Raw genomic sequence first — 19,470 nt, forward strand, 5'->3', positions numbered from 1 at the left:
AAGAAGGAAAAGAAGGTCCTCCTGCGCGTCTCGACCAAAGGCAGCAGCCGCTACGTGGTCGTCGAACGCAAAGACTGATCCGGCTCACCCCGACGTCTCCCACGTCTCTCCAAAAGCCCCGCCCACCCGGCGGGGCTTTTTGCTGCCTGGATGCTCCCGCAGCCCCCGTTTTAGGGCGCGCCGCGCGAATTTTCCGCAATGGAGCCAATGGAACCAATGGAGCAAGGCACCTTTTCCGCCAAGTCATGCCACACTTCCCCGCATGAACTCCGACCATCCCAAGACCCTCGCCCCAGCCAGATCGCCCACTTCCTACGGCCACAGCAGCCTCACCTGAATTGAAAGACGTGAAACAGAACATCCAACACCCAATGGCGCAAGCGCGTGGCAAAACGTCTCCTCCATTGGATATTGGATGTTTCAAGGTGCCTTAAGCCTCCTCAAGCCAATTCAAGGTGCGAATTTTTCACCACGGAGGACGCGAACACGAACGAAGGCCGGATCGACCTTCAGACTACGCTCGTTGAGACGCAATCCAGAGTAATCGTGCCTAATCGTATCTAATCGTGCCTCCATTTTTTCTCGTCTCCCGCCCACCTCGCTCACCTCGCCCACCTCGCCAATGCCAGCCGTAGGGCCGGCCAAGGCGGTGGCCGGCGATCAAGCGAAATCAAGGTAAATCAAGCCATATCAAGCCTTGGAAAAACCGCCCTCGTTCCAAGCTCATCCAGCTTGGGAATGCGATAGTCTGCAAAGCTCCAGCTTCGAGCGGTGCGAAGCTCGGGGAAGCTGGAGCTCCCAGGACAAGTGCGCTCCCAAGCTCCAGCTTGGGCACGAGCGTTTCGTTCGGCGGTCGCCGGCCAATCAAGGCCAATCAAGGCCAATCAAGCCAAATCAAGGCCCGGATATTTTCCAGAATCATAACCGGAGCGCTCCCCGGCAAAACGCTTTCTGCGCATCAGCCATATTTTTTAGAAGCTGTGCCGAAGGGGTTCTGATACGTAGCAACGAATGCCCTCCTCCACCTCCCGCCGCAATGTCCTGACGCTCCTCGCCGCTTTTCTCGGGTGGCTTTTCGATGGCTTCGAGATGGGGATGTTTCCCCTCATCGGCCAGCCCGCCCTAAAAGACCTGCTCCACAATGACCACGTCTCGGCGGCGGACATGACGACCCTGGTGAGCCAGTGGTTTGGCGTGATCATCGCGGTGTTTCTCGTGGGAGCGGCCAGCGGTGGCGTGCTCTTTGGCTGGCTCGGCGACAAGATCGGCCGGGTGCGGGCGATGGCCTTGAGCATCTTTACCTACGCCATCTTCACTGGACTGTGCGGCTTCGCCACCGAAGCCTGGCAGATTACCCTTCTGCGTTTCATCGCCTCGCTCGGCATGGGTGGCGAATGGTCGCTGGGAGTCGCTCTGGTCAACGAAGTATGGTCGGGCAAATCGCGGGCGGTGACCGCCGGCCTCATCGGCGCGGCCGCCAATATCGGCTATCTGCTCGTCGCCATCCTGAGCATGGTGCTCCTGAGCTTCATCACTTCGGCGCAACACGCCCTCGGTTCCATCGGCATCTCCCCGTCCGCCGTGAAGTACCTCACCGACAACTCCGCCTGGCGGCTGCTCATGATCAGCGGCGCATTGCCCGCCTTCCTCAACTTCGGAGTCCTGCTCTTTGTGCCGGAATCCGAAAAGTGGAAGGCCGAACACGCGCGCGGGGCCACGGCCCACTGGGCGCGCGTGGACCTGTTGGGCGTCCTCATCGGCAGTGTGGCCGCACTGGCCATCATCTGGGCCTGGTCACCAGCGGGCGTCAGTCCGGTGCCCGCTGTAGCCATCACCGTGGTCGGCCTGGCCGTGGCACTCGTCGGCTACCTCCACCCCGTCCGCCGGTATATGCAGCGGGCGGAAGCCGCGGGCAGCCTTGCTCCGGGGCGGGGCCGGTCGCTCATTCGGTTGATGCTCTTCGGGGCGGCGTTGTCCGCCGTCGCTTTGCTGGGGACATGGGGTTCCACGCAGTGGGCCCCCAAGTGGGTGACCGAGAAACTCGCTCCGACGGCCCTGCATGCGAAGGAATGGACGCTCATCTGGCTTTCCATCGGCGCGATCGTCGGCACGATGGTCGCCGCACTCGCCGCCGGACGCTTCGGCCGCCGCATCACCTATTGCGCACTTTGTGTCACGTCGATCGGCGGCACGCTGCTGCTCTACCAGTGCAACAGCAGCTACGATAACTTTTTCCTGTTCTCGACCTTCGTCGCCGGCGTCGTGACCGCCTCGTTCTACGGATTCTTCCCCCTCTACCTGCCGGAACTCATGCCCACCGCGGTGCGCGCGACCGGGCAGGGCTTCGCCTACAATTTTGGCCGGATCATCGCCGCCGTCGGCGGGCTGCAAACCGCCAATCTCATGAAATTCTTCGACGGCAGCTTTCCCAAGGCGGCGTCGGTCATGGCCGGCATCTATGTTGTCGGCATGGTCCTCATTTGGTTCGGCCCGGAAACCAGGGGCCAGCCCCTGCCCGAACAATGAACCGTCCGGCTCCCCTCTAGGCCTGGATGAAGCTGGCCAAAATCCAGTTCGACCCGCGGATGTTCGACGATCTGCCGGTGATGGTTTGGGTGGTCGAGCCGAGCGGCGCGCCGGTTTATTTCAACAAGGCGCTGCTCGCTTTCGCCGGCTACGAAAGTACCGCCAGCCTCGCCAAGGATTGGTTTGGTTCCGTGCATACGGAGGACGAGGAACCCTACGCGGCGGCGATTCGACACGCCCTCGAAACGCGGGAAAGCTTCGCTCTCGAATACCGGCGGCGGAACGATCTTGGCAACTACCACCGTGTCACCGAACACGGCACGCCCGCGCAGGATGCCAACGGCGTCTTCTCGGGGTTCATCGGTTTCCTGACCGACGTCAGCGACCGCCCCCCCTCGGCGGGGAGCAATACCGCCTCGGTCGAGCTCCTCAGCCAGGTCACGCACGACATGGTCTGGGATTGGGAACTGGCCACCAACAAGGTCGTCTACAATGCGGCTTTCATCGAAGCGCTCGGGGAGGCGTCCGATGAATATCACGCGGCACATGCCTGGTGGAGAACACGCGCGCATCCCGACGATATCGAGCGCATCGTCCTCCTTTACGACGAGGCGATGAAAACGGGCGCGACGCGGCTCTCCTACGAATATCGCATTCGCGACCGGAACGACGCCTGGATCACCCTCGACAGCCGCGCCTGCCTCATGCGCGATGCGACCGGCCAGATCATTCGCCTGCTCGTGGCCTCGCGCGACATCAGCATCCGGCACACCGCCGAGGAGGCGCAGGCCCGGCTCGACCGCATCCTCGAGGCGACCACCGACTACGTGGGCATGGCCACCGTGGAGGGATACCCCTTTTACATCAATGCCGCTGGCCGCAAAATGATCGGCCTCGACGCCGGCGAGCCGCTGGATTTTCACCTCTCCGCCTGTCATCCCGATTGGGCCAATGAGATCATGCTGCAGGAGGCCATTCCCACGGCCCTCCGCGACGGCTACTGGCGCGGAGAGAATGCCATGCTGCATCGCGCCGGGCACGAGGTTCCCGTCTCTCAAGTGGTGCTCTCGCATCGCGACGCGGATGGCAACGTCGAGTTTCTCTCCACGATCGTCCGCGATCTCAGCGAGCGGAAGCGCGACGAAATCGAGCGGATCGAATGGGCGAATCGCTACGACGCGGCCATCCGCGCCAGCGGCCAGGTGCTCTTCGACTGGAACTCCTTCACCAATGAAGTCAACTACGCGGGCGACCTGGAGCGCATGCTCGGCTACACCCTCGTCGAGATGGCTGGGGGATTGAATCGGTTTCGTGAACTGATCCACCCGGATGATTTGCCGCTCTTCGATCAGCGGGTGCAGCAGGTGAGTATCACGCGTGATCCCTTCGAGCTCGAGTTCCGCGTTCGGCACAAGAGCGCGGATTATATCTTCGTCGAGTCGAAAGGGTATTTCTTCCTCGATCGGCGTGGGCAGATCGGACGCATGGTCGGTTTCTTCGCCGACGTCACCGCCCGGCACCAGGCCCAGGAAGCACTCGCCCAAGCCCAGGAGAACCTCGAACTGCGCGTGGCCGGGCGCACGGCGGAACTCGCGCGCGCCTCCGCGGTTATAGAAGACCGCGCCCACCAGCAGGAAGCGGTGGCCCAACTCGGCCAGCGCGCCCTCTCCGGTGCGCCCCTGGGCAAGCTCATGGACGATGCGATGGCGGTGATCCAGACCGTCTTGCGCGTGGACTGTTGTTCGCTGCTCGCCCTCACCCGCGATGGCAAGGAACTGATCGCGCGAGCCCAGGCGGGCTGGCCGGACACCAATTTCGGCAATCGCGTTCCCGTGGGACGCGGCTCGCAATCCGGCTACACGCTCCTCACCGGCGAAGCGGTCATCGTCAACGATTACGCCACCGAGACCCGTTTCTCCACCTCCTCCGCCGTGGTCACGGCCGGCCTCAAGAGCGGCTTGAGCGTGCTGGTCGAGGGCGCCGAAGGACCGCTCGGCGTGCTCGCCGCTTTCAACGCGACGCAGCGCGCCTTCGTCCAGGACGATGTCCATTTTCTCCAGTCGGTCGCCAATGTGCTCACCGCCACCATCCAGCGCGAGAAGGCGGAGGAAAATATCCGGCAAGCGCGGGAACAGGCCGAGCTGGCCAGCCGCGCGAAGACGGAATTTCTCTCGCGCATGAGCCACGAGCTCCGCACGCCACTGAATGCGATCCTCGGTTTTACGCAACTGATGGAAGCCGAGCAGCAGCTCGGGCCCAGTCTCGCTGAGAGCGTGGAGCACATTTCAAATGCCGGAAAACACCTGCTCTCGCTCATCAACGAGGTGCTGGATATTTCGCGCATCGACGCCGGTCGCTTTGCGCTGACGCCGGAGCCCATCGAAGTCCACGGTTTCCTCGGGGAAGCGATCGAAAGCATCCTCCCGCTGGCCAAACGCCATGAGATTCAGATCCTGCTCGAACCCGACACTGCCGCCACGCCGCCACTCCAGGTTCTCGCCGACCGGCAGCGCTTGCACCAGGTGATGTTCAACCTCCTCTCCAACGCGGTGAAATACAATCGTTCCGCCGGACGGGTGACGGTCAGCTATCGGGTGGACGGCCCACGCGTCCGCATGACGGTGGCCGACACTGGACGCGGCATCGAACCGGATAAACTCGCCCGCCTGTTTCTGCCCTTCGAGCGACTCGGCGCGGAATCCACGGACATCGAGGGTGCGGGCATCGGGCTGGCGCTTTCGCGTGGTATCGTCACGGCGCTGCAAGGGGAACTGAATGTGGAGAGCCATGTCGGCGAAGGCAGCACTTTTTGGGTCACCCTCCCCCGCGCCGACGACCTGTCGGTGGCCGCCCAGCATTCACCCGCGACGGTGGCCGACACGCCCGTCGTCACCGCATCCCCTCCCGCCCCGGCAGTGGATGGCCGGCACACCCTGCTCTACATCGAGGACCAGGACCTGAACCTGCGGCTGGTCGAGCGCATCCTCAATCCGCGGCCGCAGTACCGGCTGATCACGGCCACGCACGGCCAGATCGGCCTCGACCTCGCCCGCTCCCACCAGCCCGATCTCATCCTGCTCGACCTGAACCTGCCGGACATGACCGGCGACGAAGTGCTCCACCGGCTCAAGGCCGACCCGTCCGTCCGCCACATCCCCGTCGTCATGGTCAGCGCCGATGCCATGGGCGACCGCGTCCAGCACCTGCTGCGTCTCGGCGCGGTGGGCTACCTCACCAAACCTTACAAGCTCGACGAGTTTCTCCGTGTCATCCAGGAGGCCCTCGTCAAGCGGTGATGTGGAAACCCGCGAATGAACGCAAATACACGCGAATGGAAGACGTGATCCTCGGCCCAATTCGCGTTCATTGGCGTCCATTCGCGGTTTAATCCGCAAAGTTTCCTCTTCATATCTCCCCCGCCTCCCGGCACGCTGGGCCGCGTGAGACGCGTTATCTATCCCGGCAGCTTCGATCCCATTACCAACGGTCACCTCGACGTGATCAATCGCGCCGCCACGCTCTTTGATGAAGTCGTCGTCTCGGTGGCCTTCAACGAGCAGAAGCAGGGCCTTTTCTCTGTAGACGAACGCATGGCACTCCTCCGCGAGGTCTCTCCCAAGCTGCCGAATATCCGCATCGCCCAATTTGAGGGGCTGCTCATGGACTTCGCCCGCCGGCAGGAGGCGACCGCCGTGGTGCGCGGCCTGCGCGCCGTCTCGGATTTCGAATTCGAGTTCCAGATGGCCCTCATGAATCGGAAGCTGGAGCCGCAGATTGAGACCATTTTTCTCATGCCGGCGGAGAAATACACTTATCTCAGTTCCCGGATTGTGAAGGAAATTGCGCGCTTGGGTGGCGACGTGAGCGCATTTGTGCCAGTATCAGTAGCAGCGGCGTTGCGGGAAAAGTTCGCGACGCCCAAAGGCTAGAAAGGCTCTTTATGAAAATCCATCTGAACCAAATTCCAGACGAAGGGTTGCATGTAGAGGGGACCGACCCCAGCAAGATCCTCGATCTGCATGAACACGGTGTGGAGCCCGTGAGCGACGTCCAGTATTCGCTCGACGTCGGCCTGAGTGAAGGCGGGCTCTTTGCCACGGGCGAGGTCGGGGTCGATCTCGACCTCGAATGTGTCGGCTGCCTGGAACATTTTCGCTATCCCCTGCGGGTACCGGAATTTGCCTGCCAGATCGAATTAACAGGTTCTGAAATGGTGGACTTGACAGAACCCATAAGGGAAGACATCTTGCTCGCCCTTCCGCCCCACCCGCATTGCGACTGGAACGGGGAGAGAGTGTGTCAAGGCGTCGCTTTTCGGGCCAAATCCGAAGCCGCCGACGCACCCCTCACTGAAAAACCGGACGCTTGGGGCGCGCTCGATCAGCTTAAACTTAAATAAAATACCGATATGGGAGTTCCAAAACGCAAGATGTCCAAGATGCGCCTGCGCACGCGCAAGGCCGCTAATCGCTTTCACGCCGCCGCGCTCAGCAAGTGCGGCCAGTGCGGCAGCTCGATCCCCTCGCATCGCGCCTGCCCCTCCTGCGGCTACTACAAAGGCCGCCAGGTCCTCACCATCGAGGCTCTTTAATTCTTTGCAACTGTCGCCAGCCGCCCCGCTTGATCGCGCGGGCGGCTGCTTCTTTTTGCACTTGCACAAACATTTCCCCGCGCACGAAATGCGCCCATGAAGATCGCGCTCGATGCGATGGGCCACGACGACGGCCCCGCGGACCTCGTTAAGGGCGCCGTCCTGGCGTTGCGTGAGCTGACGCAGATCTCGAAGCTTTTCCTGACCGGCGACAGCACGCAACTCGAGGCGCTGCTCAAGAAAGAGCGTTGCAACGACGCCCGCATTGAAATCGTTCACACCACGCAAGTGGTGGAAATGCACGACAGCGGGATCGATGCCGTCCGCAAAAAGAAGGATTCGTCGATCAGCCGGGCCGTGGATCTGGTCAAGTCGGGCGACGCCGAGGCCGTGGTCAGCGCGGGCAATACCGGCGCCGCCGTGGCCGCCTGTACGGTCAAGCTGCGGATGCTCCCCGGCATCGATCGACCGGCCATCGCCGCGATGATGCCGACCGAGAAGGGCCGCCACTTTGTCCTGTGCGACGCCGGCGCCAACCCCGATCCCACCCCCCAGCATCTCAAGGACAATGCCTTCATGGCGGCCGTGTATTGCGAGCACGTCCTGGAGCGGCCCAACCCGACCATCGGCCTCCTCTCCAATGGCACCGAGGAATTCAAGGGCAACGCCCTGACCCTGGCCGGCCACGCGCTCATCAAGGCCAGCGGCCTGAACTTCCACGGCCATGTCGAGGGCCACGATCTTTTTGAGGGCACGGTCGATGTCGTCGTCGCCGATGGCTTCACCGGCAATGTCGTCCTCAAGACCAGCGAGGCGCTGGCCAAGAGCATCTTCCGTCTCCTGAAGCGTGAACTGACAGCCACTCCCCTGCGCAAGGTCGGGGCCCTCCTTTGCAAACCGGGCTTCCTCGCGGTCCGCAAAGTCACCAATGCCGACGAATACGGCGGCATGCCGCTGCTCGGTATCGATGGCAATTGCACCATCGCCCACGGCGGCAGTTCGCCAGTGGCCGTGAAAAACGCCCTCCGCGCCGCCTGTTCCTCCATCCAGCACAAACTCAATCCGCACATCGTCGAGGCCGTGCAACGCTCCCATGATTCAACCTAAAACGCCCACCAACCAGTCCAAGCGGACCGTTTCCATCATCGGCACCGGCAGCTACCTGCCGGAACGGGTGCTGACCAATGGCGAAATCGAGAAGCTCGTCGAGACCAGCGACGAATGGATCGTCAGTCGTACTGGCATCAGCGAACGCCGCATCGCCGCGGAGGGCGAGCATACCAGCGATCTCGCCGCCAAGGCCGCGCTGAGCGCCTTGGAAAATGCCGGCATTACCGCCGAGGAGATCGATCTCATCCTCGTCGCCACGGTCACGCCGGACATGTTTTTTCCCAGCACCGCCTGTTTCGTGCAGGCGAAGATCGGCGCGAAGAATGCCGCCTGTTTCGACGTTAGCGCGGCCTGCTCCGGTTTTCTCTACGCGATCGAGATCGCCCAGCAGTTCATCACCTCGCACACCTACGATACCATTCTCGTCATCGGCGCGGATAAATTGAGCTCGATCATCGACTGGACCGACCGCAACACCTGCGTGCTCTTTGGCGACGGCGCCGGTGCAGCCGTCCTACGGCATCGCGGCGGCGGCCATGGCGTCATCAGCACCTTCATGGCGAGCGACGGCGGCCTGAGCGACATTCTCTACATTCCCGGCGGGGGCTCCCGTTTCCCCATCACAAAGGAGAATGCCGATTCGCGCCTCAACTGCATCAAGATGAACGGCAAAGAGACCTACAAGCAGGCCATTAACTCGATGCTCGATGCCGCGCACAAGGTCCTGGCCGATGCCAACCTCGATCCCGAGGATCTCGCCTGCGTCATTCCGCACCAGGCGAATCTCCGCATCATCGAAGCCATCGCGGATCGGATGAAGCTGCCGATCGAGCGTTTCGTCGTGAATCTCGACCGCTACGGCAACACCAGCGCCGCCGCCGTCGCCATCGCCCTCGATGAAGCCAACCGCACCGGCCGGATGAAGGTCGGCGACTACGTGCTGCTCGTCGTCTTCGGCGGCGGGTTGACGTGGGCGAGTTCGGTCATTCAGTGGTAAGGTCGAGGATGCTCTTCGACACCCACGCGCATCTCGACTTCCCCGATTTCTCCGACGATCTCGATGCCGTGCTGGCGCGGGCGGAAGCCGCGGGCATCACCCGGATCAATACAATCGGCACCTCCGTGGAAGGCAGCCGCCGCGCCGTGGAGCTGGCAGAGAAGTATCCGAACGTCTATGCCGTCATCGGCGTCCATCCCAATTCCGCCGTCGAGGCGGGCGAGAATTTTATTGAGGAGTTGCGCATCCTGGCGCAAAGCCCGCGTGTAGTCGCCATCGGCGAAGCCGGCCTCGATTACCATCGCCTCCCCAGCAAGCACCTCCTCGCCTCGAAGGATGCCATTCTCTCCGAGATGCCGCTCAGCGATCCCATGGAGCCCACCGCCGCGGTGCGCGACGGTGCCATAAAAACCGCACAGGCCATCGTCTTCGAGCAGCAGCTCGACCTCGCCGTCGAACTCGGTCTCAACATCGTCATCCACGAACGCGATGCGTGGGAAGATACGCTCGCCCTGCTGCGCCCCTACACTGGCAAGCTGCGCGCCGTCTTCCACTGCTTCGGCAAACCGCCAGTCAACGCCGACGAGTTGCTCGATCTCGAGCATGTGGTCTCGTTCACCGGCATCGTCACTTTCAAGAATGCCGCCGATGCCCAGGAGACGGCGCGGCAGGTTCCGCCGGACTCGTTCATGTTCGAGACCGACTGCCCGTTCCTTGCCCCGGTGCCCTTTCGCGGCAAGCGATGCGAGCCCGCCTACACGCGCCAGGTCGCGGAATGCGTCGCCCAGCTGCGGGGTGAATCCTTCGCCGATCTCGCCGCCCGCACTTCCCGGAACGCCGCCGCCTTCTTTCGCTACCCGGATTGAACGGCGGAAAGGCGTGCATGTCCCTTTGACCGTCCGTTGAATAGTCCCTAGATGAGCGAACCCGATCGCGGCGCATTTATTTTCCAGGATCCGCATGGGCGGCGTTGGCCGCGCTTGCGGCGCGTGCTCGTCGTGGGGTTGTTGCTCGTCGCTGTCGCCGTCGTCTGGTTCTTCCGTACTCTGCTCACCCATCCCGAACTCAAGACGCCCGCCTCGGTCGTGCCGCTGAAAAAGCAGCTCAAGGCGGCGATCAATCGCACCGAGCAGGACGACCCGAACGCCATCAACTGGCAGCGCTACTACAGCGAATCGAAATCCGCGCAGGATCGCCTGGATAAGATCAAACGGCAGTTGGGCAAGACGCCCGATCCGAAGGGCGAGATTCGGCTCGGCTATTACGTCGAATGGGATCCGAACAGCCGCGCTTCACTCGAAGACCATGCCAGCTCGCTCACGCATCTCGCCCCCGAATGGTTCTCGCTGCAAGGCACAGACAGCCGGCTCATCGTGGAGCCCAATCCTCACCTGGTCAGCTTTGCCTCCGCGCACCATCTCACCCTCATGCCCTTGCTGGAGAATCTCCAGGGCAATACCTGGCAGCCGGAGGCGGTCGAGAACCTCGCCAACGGGACCGCCGACAAGCGCTCCCGTTTCATCCGCGATCTCCTCGCGCAATTGCGCAGCATGAAGGCGGGCGGGGTGATCATCGATTGGCAGCAGCTCGATCCCGCTTATCGCGATAACTACTCCGATTTCCTCCAGCAGATTTCCGACGCCCTGCAAAAGGCCGGCATGGAGTTGTGGTTCTCCGTCGCGCCCGGCGAGGATTTCAAGACCTTCAACATCTTTGGGGATCCCGACGCGCAGCCGGGCGTAAAGTCGAATCGCCCCGCCCTCGAAACCTTCGTCAATCGCTTCGTCGTCATGTTGCATGACGAGAATTCCGAGACCGACGCTCCCGGCCCGATTGCGTCACAGCCATGGCTCGAAGGTTGGTTGAAAGTCATTGTCCAATATGCCGACCCCGATCAGTGGATCGGGGTGCTCGGCGCTTACGCCTACGACTGGAACACCACGACGAAGAAGACGGAGACAATCACATTCAAGGATGCCATGAGCCGCGCCAGTTACGCGGGTGTGGACGCCACCGGTGAAAAGACCGAGACCGGACCACCACGTTTCAACGGCCAGTATCAATATTCCGAGCCGAGTGGGGAACACACGGTCAGCTTTCTCGACGCGATCAGTTTCTACAACCATCTCCGCGTCGTGCGCGCCGCGGAATTCGGCGGCATCGGTATCACCCGGTTGGGCACGGAAGACCCCCAGATCTGGGACGTAATGGAGCTCAAGGGCCTGCCGACGCCGAGTGTCCTCAAGGCCTTGGGCGCGATCAAAGCCGGCGACTCGATCACCAACGTCGGCCGCGGGGAAATCGTCACCGTCGATACCTCGCGGGAGGATGGCGCGCGCGTGGTGACGATCGATAGCACCCGGCTGCCGCCCACCCGGCCCGACGATCCTTTCGAGGCCACTCTGGCGGAGGTGCACAAGAGCCTGTTGCGGGCGAACTACACCGACTTCGCCACCTATCCCATTCTCTATCATCAAGGCGCGGGCGGCGAACACGAGGTGGCCATTACCTTCGACGACGGGCCCGACCCGGAATGGACACCCAAAATTCTCGACATCCTGCGCGCCAAGGGAGTGAAGGCCTGCTTCTTTCTGCTCGGCAGCAATTGCGAGGATTACCCCGGCCTCGTCCAGCGCATCGTGGCCGAGGGACACGAGATCGGCAATCACACCTACTCGCATCGCAATCTCGCGGTCATGTCCGAGTGGCAGATGGAACTCGAACTGACGGCCACGCAGCGGCTGATCGAGAGCATCACCGGCCGCTCGACCACGCTCTTCCGCCCGCCCTACAACGCGGACTCGAATCCCACCGACATCGCCGAACTCGCTCCGCTCCGTCTGGCGCAGGAGCAGCTTGGTTACACGGTGGTGCTGGAAAAGATCGATCCTCAGGATTGGGCGCGACCCGGTACCGAGGAGATCATCCAGCGCGTGAGGGACCTGCGCAACGAAGGCAACATCATCCTGCTGCACGATGCCGGCGGCGACCGGTCGGAGACCGTCGCCGCCCTGCCCCGCATCATCGATTACCTGCACACGCGCGGCGACCGGATCGTGTCCCTTTCCGAATTGCTCGGCATGACGCGCGATGAATTGATGCCGCCCATCGATGCGAGCCACCAACCGCTGGAGCGTTTCGTGGCCGGCACCGGCTTCCGCGCCTGGCACGGCATCGTCGGATTCTTCTGGGCGTTCATGATCTTTTCCACCGGGCTGGTCGTCGCCCGCACGCTACTCGTGGCCTGGCTCGCCCATCGCCATCATCGAACGGGCATCGATTCCACGGCAGCCTTTCAACCATCGGTGTCCGTGGTGATCGCCGCGTTCAACGAGGGCAAAGTCATCCAGAAGACTCTCCGCTCCGTGCTGGGGACCGACTACGCGGGCGAAATGGAAGTGATCGTAGTGAACGACGGATCTCGCGACGACACCGCCGCGAAGATCGGGGAGTTCGCCGCCACCGAGCCGCGCCTCCGCCTCGTCCGGCAGGAAAATCGAGGCAAGGCCGCCGCGTTGCGCAACGCCGTCGCGCAGTCCCGGCATGAGATCATTGTCTTTCTCGATGCCGACACGCTGTTCCAGCCGTGCACGATAGGCGCCCTGGTCCAGCCGTTGGCGCATCCGCTGGTCGGCGCCGTGAGCGGCAATGCCCGGGTCGGCAACTTGCGCACCTTCATCGCGCGTTTCCAGAGCCTGGAATACATCTGCGGCTTCAATCTCGATCGGCGCGCGTACACCGAGTGGAACTGTATCACCGTCGTCCCCGGCGCGATCAGCGCCCTGCGCCGCAGTGCCATCAGTGCCGCCGGCGGATTTTCCGACGACACGCTGGCGGAAGATACCGATCTCACCCTCACACTGCATCGCCTCGGCTATCATATCGAATACGCTCCGGATGCGGTCGCCTGGACGGAAGCACCCGAATCATACTCAGGGCTCGCCAAGCAGCGCTTCCGCTGGGCTTTCGGCACCATGCAGTGCCTTTGGAAGCATCGCGATCTCGTCTTCAATCCGCGCTTCGGCGCGCTCGGCTGGTTCAGCCTGCCGAATATCTGGTTCATGCAGATCGGTCTCGTCGCCGTCACTCCGCTGGTCGATGGCATCCTGCTCTGGTCGCTCCTCTTTGGGCATATGGCCGGTGTTTGGTATTGGTTTGCCATCGTGCTCGGGCTGGATCTTTTCCTCGCGGCGCTCGCCTGCCGGATGGATGGCGAACGCCTGCACAAGGCCTTCCTCATTCTGCCGATGCGGTTCATCTATCGACCCTTGCTCGCCTGGGTCATCTGGCGCTCGATCTTCCGCGCGTTCAAGGGCGCGTTCGTGGCGTGGGGAAAACTGGAGCGCACGGCCAGCGTCCCGAGCCGCGCATGAGATTTCGCTTTGGCACCTTCATCGCCATCGCCGCGGCCTCACTGCTCGTCGCTTGCGATCCATCTTCCACGCCTCCTTCGGCGGGCACGCCCCCGCCTTCGCCGGCTCAACCCCAGGCTGCATCCACTCCCGTGCCGGCCAATCCGCTACAGCGCCTCGCCATTCCCCAGCACGGCATTTACACCGGCGCCTACATCGACTGGGGCGACAAGGAAGACACCGTCACCCTTGAGGCCATCGAGAAGTTCGAGACGATGGTCGGCAAGCACCAGGCGATCGTCGCCAGCTCGAGCTATTGGGGCGAGCAATCATTCCCCGACGACAATCTCCGCCTCATCACGCGCCACGGCTCGGTGCCTCTGGTCTTCTGGTCGCCCTGGGACAAGCCATACGTCGAAGGTCGCGGACCCGACAAGTATTCGCTGACCAGCATCATCGCCGGTGAACACGATGCCTACATCGACATGTGGGCGGAAAAGGCACGCGCCTTTGGCTCCCCGCTCATCGTCTCCTTCGCCAACGAGATGAACGGCGAATGGTTCCCTTGGAGCGGCAAACTCTACGGCGGCAGCACTCCCATTCCCGGTTCCAAGCCGGTGCACTTCCAAGGCCCCGAGACTTTCAAGAAAGCCTACCGTCACGTGGTCGACCGCGTGCGTGCCAAGGGCGCGACCAACGTCCAGTGGGTGTTGCACCTCATGAATTATTCGCTGCCCCAGGAAGGCTGGAACCTCGCCGCCGAATATTACCCCGGCCCCGACTACTGCGACTGGCTGGGCTTCAGCCTCTACGGCGCGCAATTCGCCGACGACGACTGGACCCAATTCTTCCCGCTCCTCGACTGGCCTTACGAGGAACTGCGCCGCATCGACGCCACCAAGCCCGTGATGGTCTGCGAATGGGCCGTCGGCGAATTCCCCACCCTCGGCAGCAAGTCCGACTGGCTGCGCGACGCCTTCCGCCTCTTCAAGAGCCCGAAGTATCCCAACATCAAAGCTTGCGTCTACTGGCACGAACGCTGGGAAAACGACGACGGCCGCTACAGCAACCTCCACGTCAATTCCACGCCCGACGCGCTCGAGTCCTACCGGCAAGGCGTGGCCGACCCGACGTACCTCGACCACCCAATCGTCGAGCCGACAAAATAGCCCCCGACGCACGCCGACCGGCAGACCCGCGGAAGGGGCTAGTGCAACTCTTGCGCGATCCGGCAAATCGATGTGAAGTGTGTGAATGACCAAATGCTACGCGTTCCTCATTTGGATTCTGGCCGTCCAATTCAGCTTCGGAGACCAAAATGGAAGCGCGAAGGCCTTCTGGGAGCGAGTTCCCTACAAGGTGAATGGGCACGATGTGAGAATCGCGGTCGAGTCATTTGATTACAACAAAGGAACAGGCTCCGAGGCGTTCGTATCCATCAATATAGGCATGCCACCCGAAGCGCCGCCGATGGATTACACGAAGATGAAAGTGGACGTGGCGGATTCAGAAGGTGAGAGGATCGTTGCTCAGCCAACTGGGGGAAACATCTTCAGGGAGAACGAACACCAGTGCGCGATCTTCTGGATGAAGTTGAAAAAGGGCCAGAAGATCGAGTCGGTCAGAATCCGTTGGGGAGATGCGGACAGCACCTTCCTGTATTCGAAGGGGCAAATGGCAGATATCTATCTGTTTTAGAACTCAAAACCGAGAGCCCCCAGCAGGGCCACAACCATGAAGATTCCCGTCTCCCTCCTAATCCTCGGAGCTATTGCTCTCGCCTCCACCGGCTACGGTGGAGATCTCGCCCTGAAAGTGGAAACCCAGCAGGCGGCCTACGGCATCGGCGAACCCGTTGTCCTGCATTGTGTCTTTACCAATGAAACCGACCATGCCGTGACCGTGGATCTGGGTTACAACCAGCAAGCGATCTTCTTTGTTCTGAATCCCGGTTCGCCGACGGAAAAGAAGCTGCCGATCGCCGTCCACCACGGCGGCATGTCTGTGCGCGACCAGCAGACATTGCAGCCAAAACAAAATCTCAGTCGCTTTGTCGTCTTCGATCAATGGTTTCGGCCAGTTGCACAGGGCGACTACCAATTCGAGTTTCATCTCCCCATGGAGCAACAGGAAGTTCGCGCGCCTTTTATCCTGCATGTGGTGAGACGAATGCGGCCCACGTAAAGACAGGGGCGGAGTTGCTCATTGCCCGTTACGCCCAGCTCACCGCCGCGCCCTCTTCCAAATCGGCAGATCAGGGGGAGTGGTTCAATTCCCTTTGCGCCATCGAACTCTACTGCACCTACCTTCCAGCATCATTCCAAGGCGTGCTTGACGAATTGAAGCGCGAACACGTCTCCCGGACCAAGCTCGACTGGGCCATCCACAATGCCGAATCCGCCGGCCCCGGCCTGCGCAATATCCTGGATTGACCTACCCTCTTTACTGGAGGCGGTGCATCGACCCCCGTAACTGAGCACTAATCGCTCTGCACTTCCCCGCCCTTGTGAAAAGTTTCACAAATTGCACTTGCCCCGAAAATCCCCCGCCTTAGACTTCCCTCATGCCCGAGACCAGCCCGGTCGCTTACGACTCGAAGATCGAAGGAAACGTGATCGTCACCCAGCTTGACGCTGCGATGAACTGGATGCGCAAGAACTCGCTCTGGCCCATGCCCATGGGCCTCGCCTGCTGCGCCATCGAGCTCATGGCCAGCGCCAGCTCGCGTTTCGATATCGCCCGCTTCGGCGCCGAGGTCATGCGTTTCTCGCCCCGCCAAAGCGACGTCATGATCGTCGCCGGCACCGTCACCTACAAGATGGCCCTCGCTGTGAAACGCATCTGGGACCAGATGCCCGAGCCGAAATGGTGCATCGCCATGGGCGCCTGCGCCTCCAGCGGCGGCATGTATCGCAGCTACGCCGTCCTCCAGGGCATCGACCAGCTCATCCCCGTGGACGTCTACGTCAGCGGCTGCCCTCCCCGTCCCGAGGCCCTCATCGAAGGCCTCATGAAACTTCAGCGCAAGATCGACACCGAGCCCGCGCTCCGCGACCAGAAACGCGAACTCTTCGCCTCGTACTCCAAATCGGCCAATTGATTCATGGCGGCTTCCCTTTCCTCCGTCGTTTCCGGCATCACCGGCAAATTCAAGGTCCTCCAGAAAACCGAATTCCGCGGTGAGACCACGCTCTACGTCGAGCGCACCGCGATCAAGGAGGTCTGCCGCTTCTGCAAGGACGAGCTCGGCTTCACCTACCTCCTCGACGTCAGCGGCGTCGACCATTTCGGCCAGGAGCCCCGCTTCGAGGTCGTCTACGAGCTCTACCATTTCGGCGATGGACTGCACCTGCGCCTGAAGCTCGCCGTCTCCGAGGACGAACTCGAAGTCCCCACCGTGAGTGACATCTGGGCCACCGCCGACTGGCACGAGCGCGAAGCCTACGACATGTTCGGCATCAAGTTCACCAACCATCCGGACATGACCCGCATCCTCATGTGGGAAGGCTACCCGTTCTATCCGCTCCGCAAGGACTTCCCGCTCGCCGGTCGTCCCAGCGACATGCCCGACGTCGCCTTCAGCAAGTCCGCCCCGCTCGCCGGCGGCCCCTTCGTCACCACCCCCAGCACCGCGACGACCAAGGACCGCGAGCCCCGCTCCCGCGAGATCCCTTAAGGCACGCCGTCCGCCTTCGGCCCGGAGGGCCGATGGAGATTAGCCGGTGGCGTCAGCCACCGGTAAGGTGACCAACCACATCCGCCCCGGAGGGGCGTCGGAACTAAGCATTCCCCAACGCCCGCATGAGAATCCGCAGCATTTGGTCCGCAGCAGCCTTTCCGGTTTTCAACACTTCATCATGGCTCAGCGGCTTCGCACCAAGCCCCGCCGCCCAATTCGTGAGACACGAAAATCCTGCAACCTCCATCCCCAGCGCTCGCGCCTGGATCGCCTCGAGCACCGTGGACATCCCCACCGCATCCGCACCGAGAATCCGGAGCATCCGCACTTCCGCCGGCGTTTCGTACTGCGGCCCGATCAGCCCCGCGTAAACGCCCTCGTGCAGCGTCGACCCTTCCGCACTCGCGGCAGCCGCAAAGCACCCGCGCAATTCCGGCGAATAGATCGCGCTCATGTCCGCAAAGTTCGGCCCGCCCATCAAAGGCGACGTCCCGGTGAGATTGAGCTGATCGCTCAGCATCATCCACGAGCCCGGCGCGAACTGCGGATTTAGCGTCCCGGCGGCATTCGTGAGCAGCAGCTTGCGCACACCGAGATTCTCCATGAAGCGCACCGTCGCCGTCACCTCTTCCGCCGTGCAACCTTCATAGAGATGCACGCGCCCTTGCGCCATCATCACGCGGCAGCCAGCCAGCCGACCGAAAACAAAGCGCCCCTCATGGCCCGGCACCGTCGACACCGGCATCCCCGTGATCTCCTCGTAGGGCAGGCTCAGGATCGCATCTACTTCATGGACCAGCATGCCTAGCCCGGAGCCGAGCACGATGCCCCATTCCGGCTGATAATCGCGCACCGCCTTCGGCAGCACCTCGACGTCCATGGAAAGCCCCATGCCACTCATGGGATCTCCGGGGGTAATGTCGGCGGTGGCGCGGCTGGCGTTTTTTCAAGTTTGGGACGCAACCAAATCCACCACAACAAAGAGAGCGGCCATCCGGCGGCGAAGATGAAAAGAAAAGCCAGGCATCCACTCTTGCCCCGCTTCTGCGCATCCTCGGTGATCCAGATGAAAGAATAGAGCGCGAGGATCAGCACCACGATCGCCACGGTGACACGAAACCACATCGGACCGGGCACGTCGATCTTCAGCCCATTGAGATCAATGAGCGGCTGCCCATCCTCTTTCAGATTGAGCGCGAGACTGGTTTGATGCGGATCACTCATCGCGAAGTGACCTGCCGAAGCATTTGATAGAGCAATTCCAATCGCGGCAGTCCCACTCCCGCTGCGTTGCCCTGCCGCCACGGTTCGCCCCAGATCGATTCCACTTCCACCGCGCGCCCGAGTTGCCAGTCGATCATGCTCGAAGGCTTGTAGGGCCCCATCGAATAAGTGCGCTCGATTTGATAATCGATGAAGCTCTCCGGGATGGCGTGCCCGAGCGCGCCCGCCGCCGCGATGGTCTCCGCCATCAGTCCGCGAACCTGCGCGCGCAACCCATCATCGGCGAGCAACAAATCGCAAGTGCGCCCGCCCGTGGCGATGGAGAGACCGTTGAACGGGATATTCCACACCAGCTTGCGCCAGCGCTCGGTGATGAGGTCCTCCACCACGTGCGTCTCCACGCCTGATTCGGAAAACATCGCGCCGATCGCCTGCGTCCGCTCCATCGGCGCGCGTCCAAATTCGCCCAGCGAAAGCGTCCCGTGCCCATAGTATTCGATCACGCCTGGCGCCACGCGATTCAGGCACACGAAGCACAGCCCGCCAAGCACCCGCTCCGCGCCCCACTGCTGCGCCAGCAGTTCTTCATTCCCCAGCCCATTTTGCAAAGTCAGCAGCAACGTCTTTTCGTGGAGCAGTGGAGGGATCAATCGCTCCAGGTCCGCATTCGCCGTCGTCTTCAACCCGATGACCACCAAATCCACCGGCCCGATTTCCCCCGTCGAACCAAACGCCTGCGCCGGCACTTTCCACTCCGCGCCCTTCTCCCGCACCGTCAACCCATCGCGTCGCACCGCCTCCAAATCCGCCCGCATCAAAAAGCGCACATCCGCCCCCTGCCGCGCCAGCTTCGCACCATAATAACTCCCCAAGGCTCCCGATCCGACAACGGCGACCGTTTTTGGGGAAGCGTTCATTCCCGTACGTCCGGCAAAGTGGGCCCGGTGGGATTCGAACCCACAACCAAGGGATTATGAGTCCCCTGCTCTAA

At 62.1% G+C, this 19,470-nt stretch carries 18 protein-coding genes; 15 read left to right on the forward strand and 3 right to left on the reverse strand.

The genetic code is table 11. The features are described 5' to 3' along the window. Positions 1–1,011: 1,011 nt before the first annotated feature. The 15 genes from ABJF10_RS17230 (at position 1,012) to ABJF10_RS17300 (ending at position 17,252) form a co-directional block, all read left to right on the forward strand. On the forward strand, positions 1,012–2,526 hold the full coding sequence (locus tag ABJF10_RS17230; RefSeq protein WP_348545832.1) for an MFS transporter: 1,515 nt from the start codon (positions 1,012–1,014) through the stop codon (positions 2,524–2,526). Between the two features lie 26 nt (positions 2,527–2,552). Next, a complete protein-coding gene (locus ABJF10_RS17235) occupies positions 2,553–5,822 on the forward strand; it encodes a PAS domain-containing protein (RefSeq protein ID WP_348545833.1) in 3,270 nt (1,089 codons plus the stop codon). Between the two features lie 144 nt (positions 5,823–5,966). Next, positions 5,967–6,455, forward strand: coding sequence for a pantetheine-phosphate adenylyltransferase (gene coaD, locus ABJF10_RS17240; protein WP_348545834.1), 489 nt, complete (start codon positions 5,967–5,969; stop codon positions 6,453–6,455). An 11-nt stretch (positions 6,456–6,466) separates the two neighbouring features. Beyond that, a complete protein-coding gene (locus tag ABJF10_RS17245) occupies positions 6,467–6,925 on the forward strand; it encodes a hypothetical protein (RefSeq protein WP_348545835.1) in 459 nt (152 codons plus the stop codon). 9 nt (positions 6,926–6,934) lie between these two features. After that, on the forward strand, positions 6,935–7,117 hold the full coding sequence (gene rpmF, locus ABJF10_RS17250) for a 50S ribosomal protein L32 (RefSeq protein ID WP_348545836.1): 183 nt from the start codon (positions 6,935–6,937) through the stop codon (positions 7,115–7,117). 96 nt (positions 7,118–7,213) lie between these two features. Further along, on the forward strand, positions 7,214–8,224 hold the full coding sequence (gene plsX / locus ABJF10_RS17255; protein ID WP_348545837.1) for a phosphate acyltransferase PlsX: 1,011 nt from the start codon (positions 7,214–7,216) through the stop codon (positions 8,222–8,224). Beyond that, on the forward strand, positions 8,211–9,224 hold the full coding sequence (locus ABJF10_RS17260) for a beta-ketoacyl-ACP synthase III (protein ID WP_348545838.1): 1,014 nt from the start codon (positions 8,211–8,213) through the stop codon (positions 9,222–9,224). Before plsX ends, ABJF10_RS17260 begins: the two co-directional genes overlap by 14 nt. A gap of 8 nt (positions 9,225–9,232) precedes the next feature. Beyond that, positions 9,233–10,090, forward strand: a complete 858-nt coding sequence (locus ABJF10_RS17265; RefSeq protein WP_348545839.1) for a TatD family hydrolase — start codon at positions 9,233–9,235, stop codon at positions 10,088–10,090. Positions 10,091–10,141: 51 nt separating this feature from the next. Further along, on the forward strand, positions 10,142–13,597 hold the full coding sequence (locus ABJF10_RS17270) for a polysaccharide deacetylase family protein (RefSeq protein WP_348545840.1): 3,456 nt from the start codon (positions 10,142–10,144) through the stop codon (positions 13,595–13,597). Beyond that, positions 13,594–14,745, forward strand: a complete 1,152-nt coding sequence (locus tag ABJF10_RS17275; protein WP_348545841.1) for a glycosyl hydrolase — start codon at positions 13,594–13,596, stop codon at positions 14,743–14,745. Before ABJF10_RS17270 ends, ABJF10_RS17275 begins: the two co-directional genes overlap by 4 nt. Before the next feature lie 85 nt (positions 14,746–14,830). Beyond that, positions 14,831–15,274 carry a hypothetical protein gene (locus ABJF10_RS17280; RefSeq protein WP_348545842.1) on the forward strand — a complete coding sequence of 148 codons (444 nt, stop codon included), beginning with the start codon at positions 14,831–14,833 and terminating at the stop codon, positions 15,272–15,274. 36 nt (positions 15,275–15,310) lie between these two features. Continuing rightward, positions 15,311–15,760, forward strand: coding sequence for a hypothetical protein (locus tag ABJF10_RS17285; protein ID WP_348545843.1), 450 nt, complete (start codon positions 15,311–15,313; stop codon positions 15,758–15,760). A gap of 14 nt (positions 15,761–15,774) precedes the next feature. Further along, positions 15,775–16,008, forward strand: a complete 234-nt coding sequence (locus ABJF10_RS17290; RefSeq protein ID WP_348545844.1) for a hypothetical protein — start codon at positions 15,775–15,777, stop codon at positions 16,006–16,008. Positions 16,009–16,139: 131 nt separating this feature from the next. Next, on the forward strand, positions 16,140–16,676 hold the full coding sequence (nuoB, locus tag ABJF10_RS17295) for an NADH-quinone oxidoreductase subunit NuoB (RefSeq protein ID WP_348545845.1): 537 nt from the start codon (positions 16,140–16,142) through the stop codon (positions 16,674–16,676). Positions 16,677–16,679: 3 nt separating this feature from the next. After that, complete coding sequence (locus ABJF10_RS17300) at positions 16,680–17,252, forward strand: NADH-quinone oxidoreductase subunit C (RefSeq protein ID WP_348545846.1); 573 nt, start codon at positions 16,680–16,682, stop codon at positions 17,250–17,252. Positions 17,253–17,355: 103 nt separating this feature from the next. On the opposite strand, the gene ABJF10_RS17305 is transcribed toward ABJF10_RS17300, so the two are convergent. From ABJF10_RS17305 to ABJF10_RS17315, 3 genes are read right to left on the reverse strand one after another with little or no spacing between them, the layout of a single operon-like run. Further along, positions 17,356–18,156: a purine-nucleoside phosphorylase gene (locus ABJF10_RS17305; protein ID WP_348545847.1), complete on the reverse strand. Its 801-nt coding sequence runs from the start codon at positions 18,154–18,156 to the stop codon at positions 17,356–17,358. Continuing rightward, positions 18,153–18,479: a hypothetical protein gene (locus ABJF10_RS17310; protein ID WP_348545848.1), complete on the reverse strand. Its 327-nt coding sequence runs from the start codon at positions 18,477–18,479 to the stop codon at positions 18,153–18,155. Before ABJF10_RS17310 ends, ABJF10_RS17305 begins: the two co-directional genes overlap by 4 nt. Further along, the gene (locus tag ABJF10_RS17315; protein ID WP_348545849.1) at positions 18,476–19,396 is read right to left on the reverse strand and encodes a 2-dehydropantoate 2-reductase; all 921 of its coding nucleotides are present in this window, start codon (positions 19,394–19,396) and stop codon (positions 18,476–18,478) included. The genes ABJF10_RS17310 and ABJF10_RS17315 overlap by 4 nt, the downstream gene beginning before the upstream one ends. Positions 19,397–19,470 lie beyond the last annotated feature (74 nt).

The organism is Chthoniobacter sp., assembly GCF_040003245.1.
Lineage (GTDB): Bacteria > Verrucomicrobiota > Verrucomicrobiia > Chthoniobacterales > Chthoniobacteraceae > Chthoniobacter.

Coding starts and splice junctions, on each gene's coding strand:
- ABJF10_RS17260 (WP_348545838.1), top strand. CDS start 8,211: ATGATTCAACCTAAAACGCCCACCAACCAGTCCAAGCGGACCGTTTCC.
- ABJF10_RS17245 (WP_348545835.1), top strand. CDS start 6,467: ATGAAAATCCATCTGAACCAAATTCCAGACGAAGGGTTGCATGTAGAG.
- ABJF10_RS17300 (WP_348545846.1), top strand. CDS start 16,680: ATGGCGGCTTCCCTTTCCTCCGTCGTTTCCGGCATCACCGGCAAATTC.
- ABJF10_RS17305 (WP_348545847.1), bottom strand. CDS start 18,156: ATGAGTGGCATGGGGCTTTCCATGGACGTCGAGGTGCTGCCGAAGGCG.
- plsX (WP_348545837.1), top strand. CDS start 7,214: ATGAAGATCGCGCTCGATGCGATGGGCCACGACGACGGCCCCGCGGAC.
- ABJF10_RS17275 (WP_348545841.1), top strand. CDS start 13,594: ATGAGATTTCGCTTTGGCACCTTCATCGCCATCGCCGCGGCCTCACTG.
- rpmF (WP_348545836.1), top strand. CDS start 6,935: ATGGGAGTTCCAAAACGCAAGATGTCCAAGATGCGCCTGCGCACGCGC.
- ABJF10_RS17310 (WP_348545848.1), bottom strand. CDS start 18,479: ATGAGTGATCCGCATCAAACCAGTCTCGCGCTCAATCTGAAAGAGGAT.
- ABJF10_RS17315 (WP_348545849.1), bottom strand. CDS start 19,396: ATGAACGCTTCCCCAAAAACGGTCGCCGTTGTCGGATCGGGAGCCTTG.
- ABJF10_RS17235 (WP_348545833.1), top strand. CDS start 2,553: ATGAAGCTGGCCAAAATCCAGTTCGACCCGCGGATGTTCGACGATCTG.
- ABJF10_RS17280 (WP_348545842.1), top strand. CDS start 14,831: ATGACCAAATGCTACGCGTTCCTCATTTGGATTCTGGCCGTCCAATTC.
- ABJF10_RS17270 (WP_348545840.1), top strand. CDS start 10,142: ATGAGCGAACCCGATCGCGGCGCATTTATTTTCCAGGATCCGCATGGG.
- ABJF10_RS17285 (WP_348545843.1), top strand. CDS start 15,311: ATGAAGATTCCCGTCTCCCTCCTAATCCTCGGAGCTATTGCTCTCGCC.
- ABJF10_RS17230 (WP_348545832.1), top strand. CDS start 1,012: ATGCCCTCCTCCACCTCCCGCCGCAATGTCCTGACGCTCCTCGCCGCT.
- nuoB (WP_348545845.1), top strand. CDS start 16,140: ATGCCCGAGACCAGCCCGGTCGCTTACGACTCGAAGATCGAAGGAAAC.
- ABJF10_RS17265 (WP_348545839.1), top strand. CDS start 9,233: ATGCTCTTCGACACCCACGCGCATCTCGACTTCCCCGATTTCTCCGAC.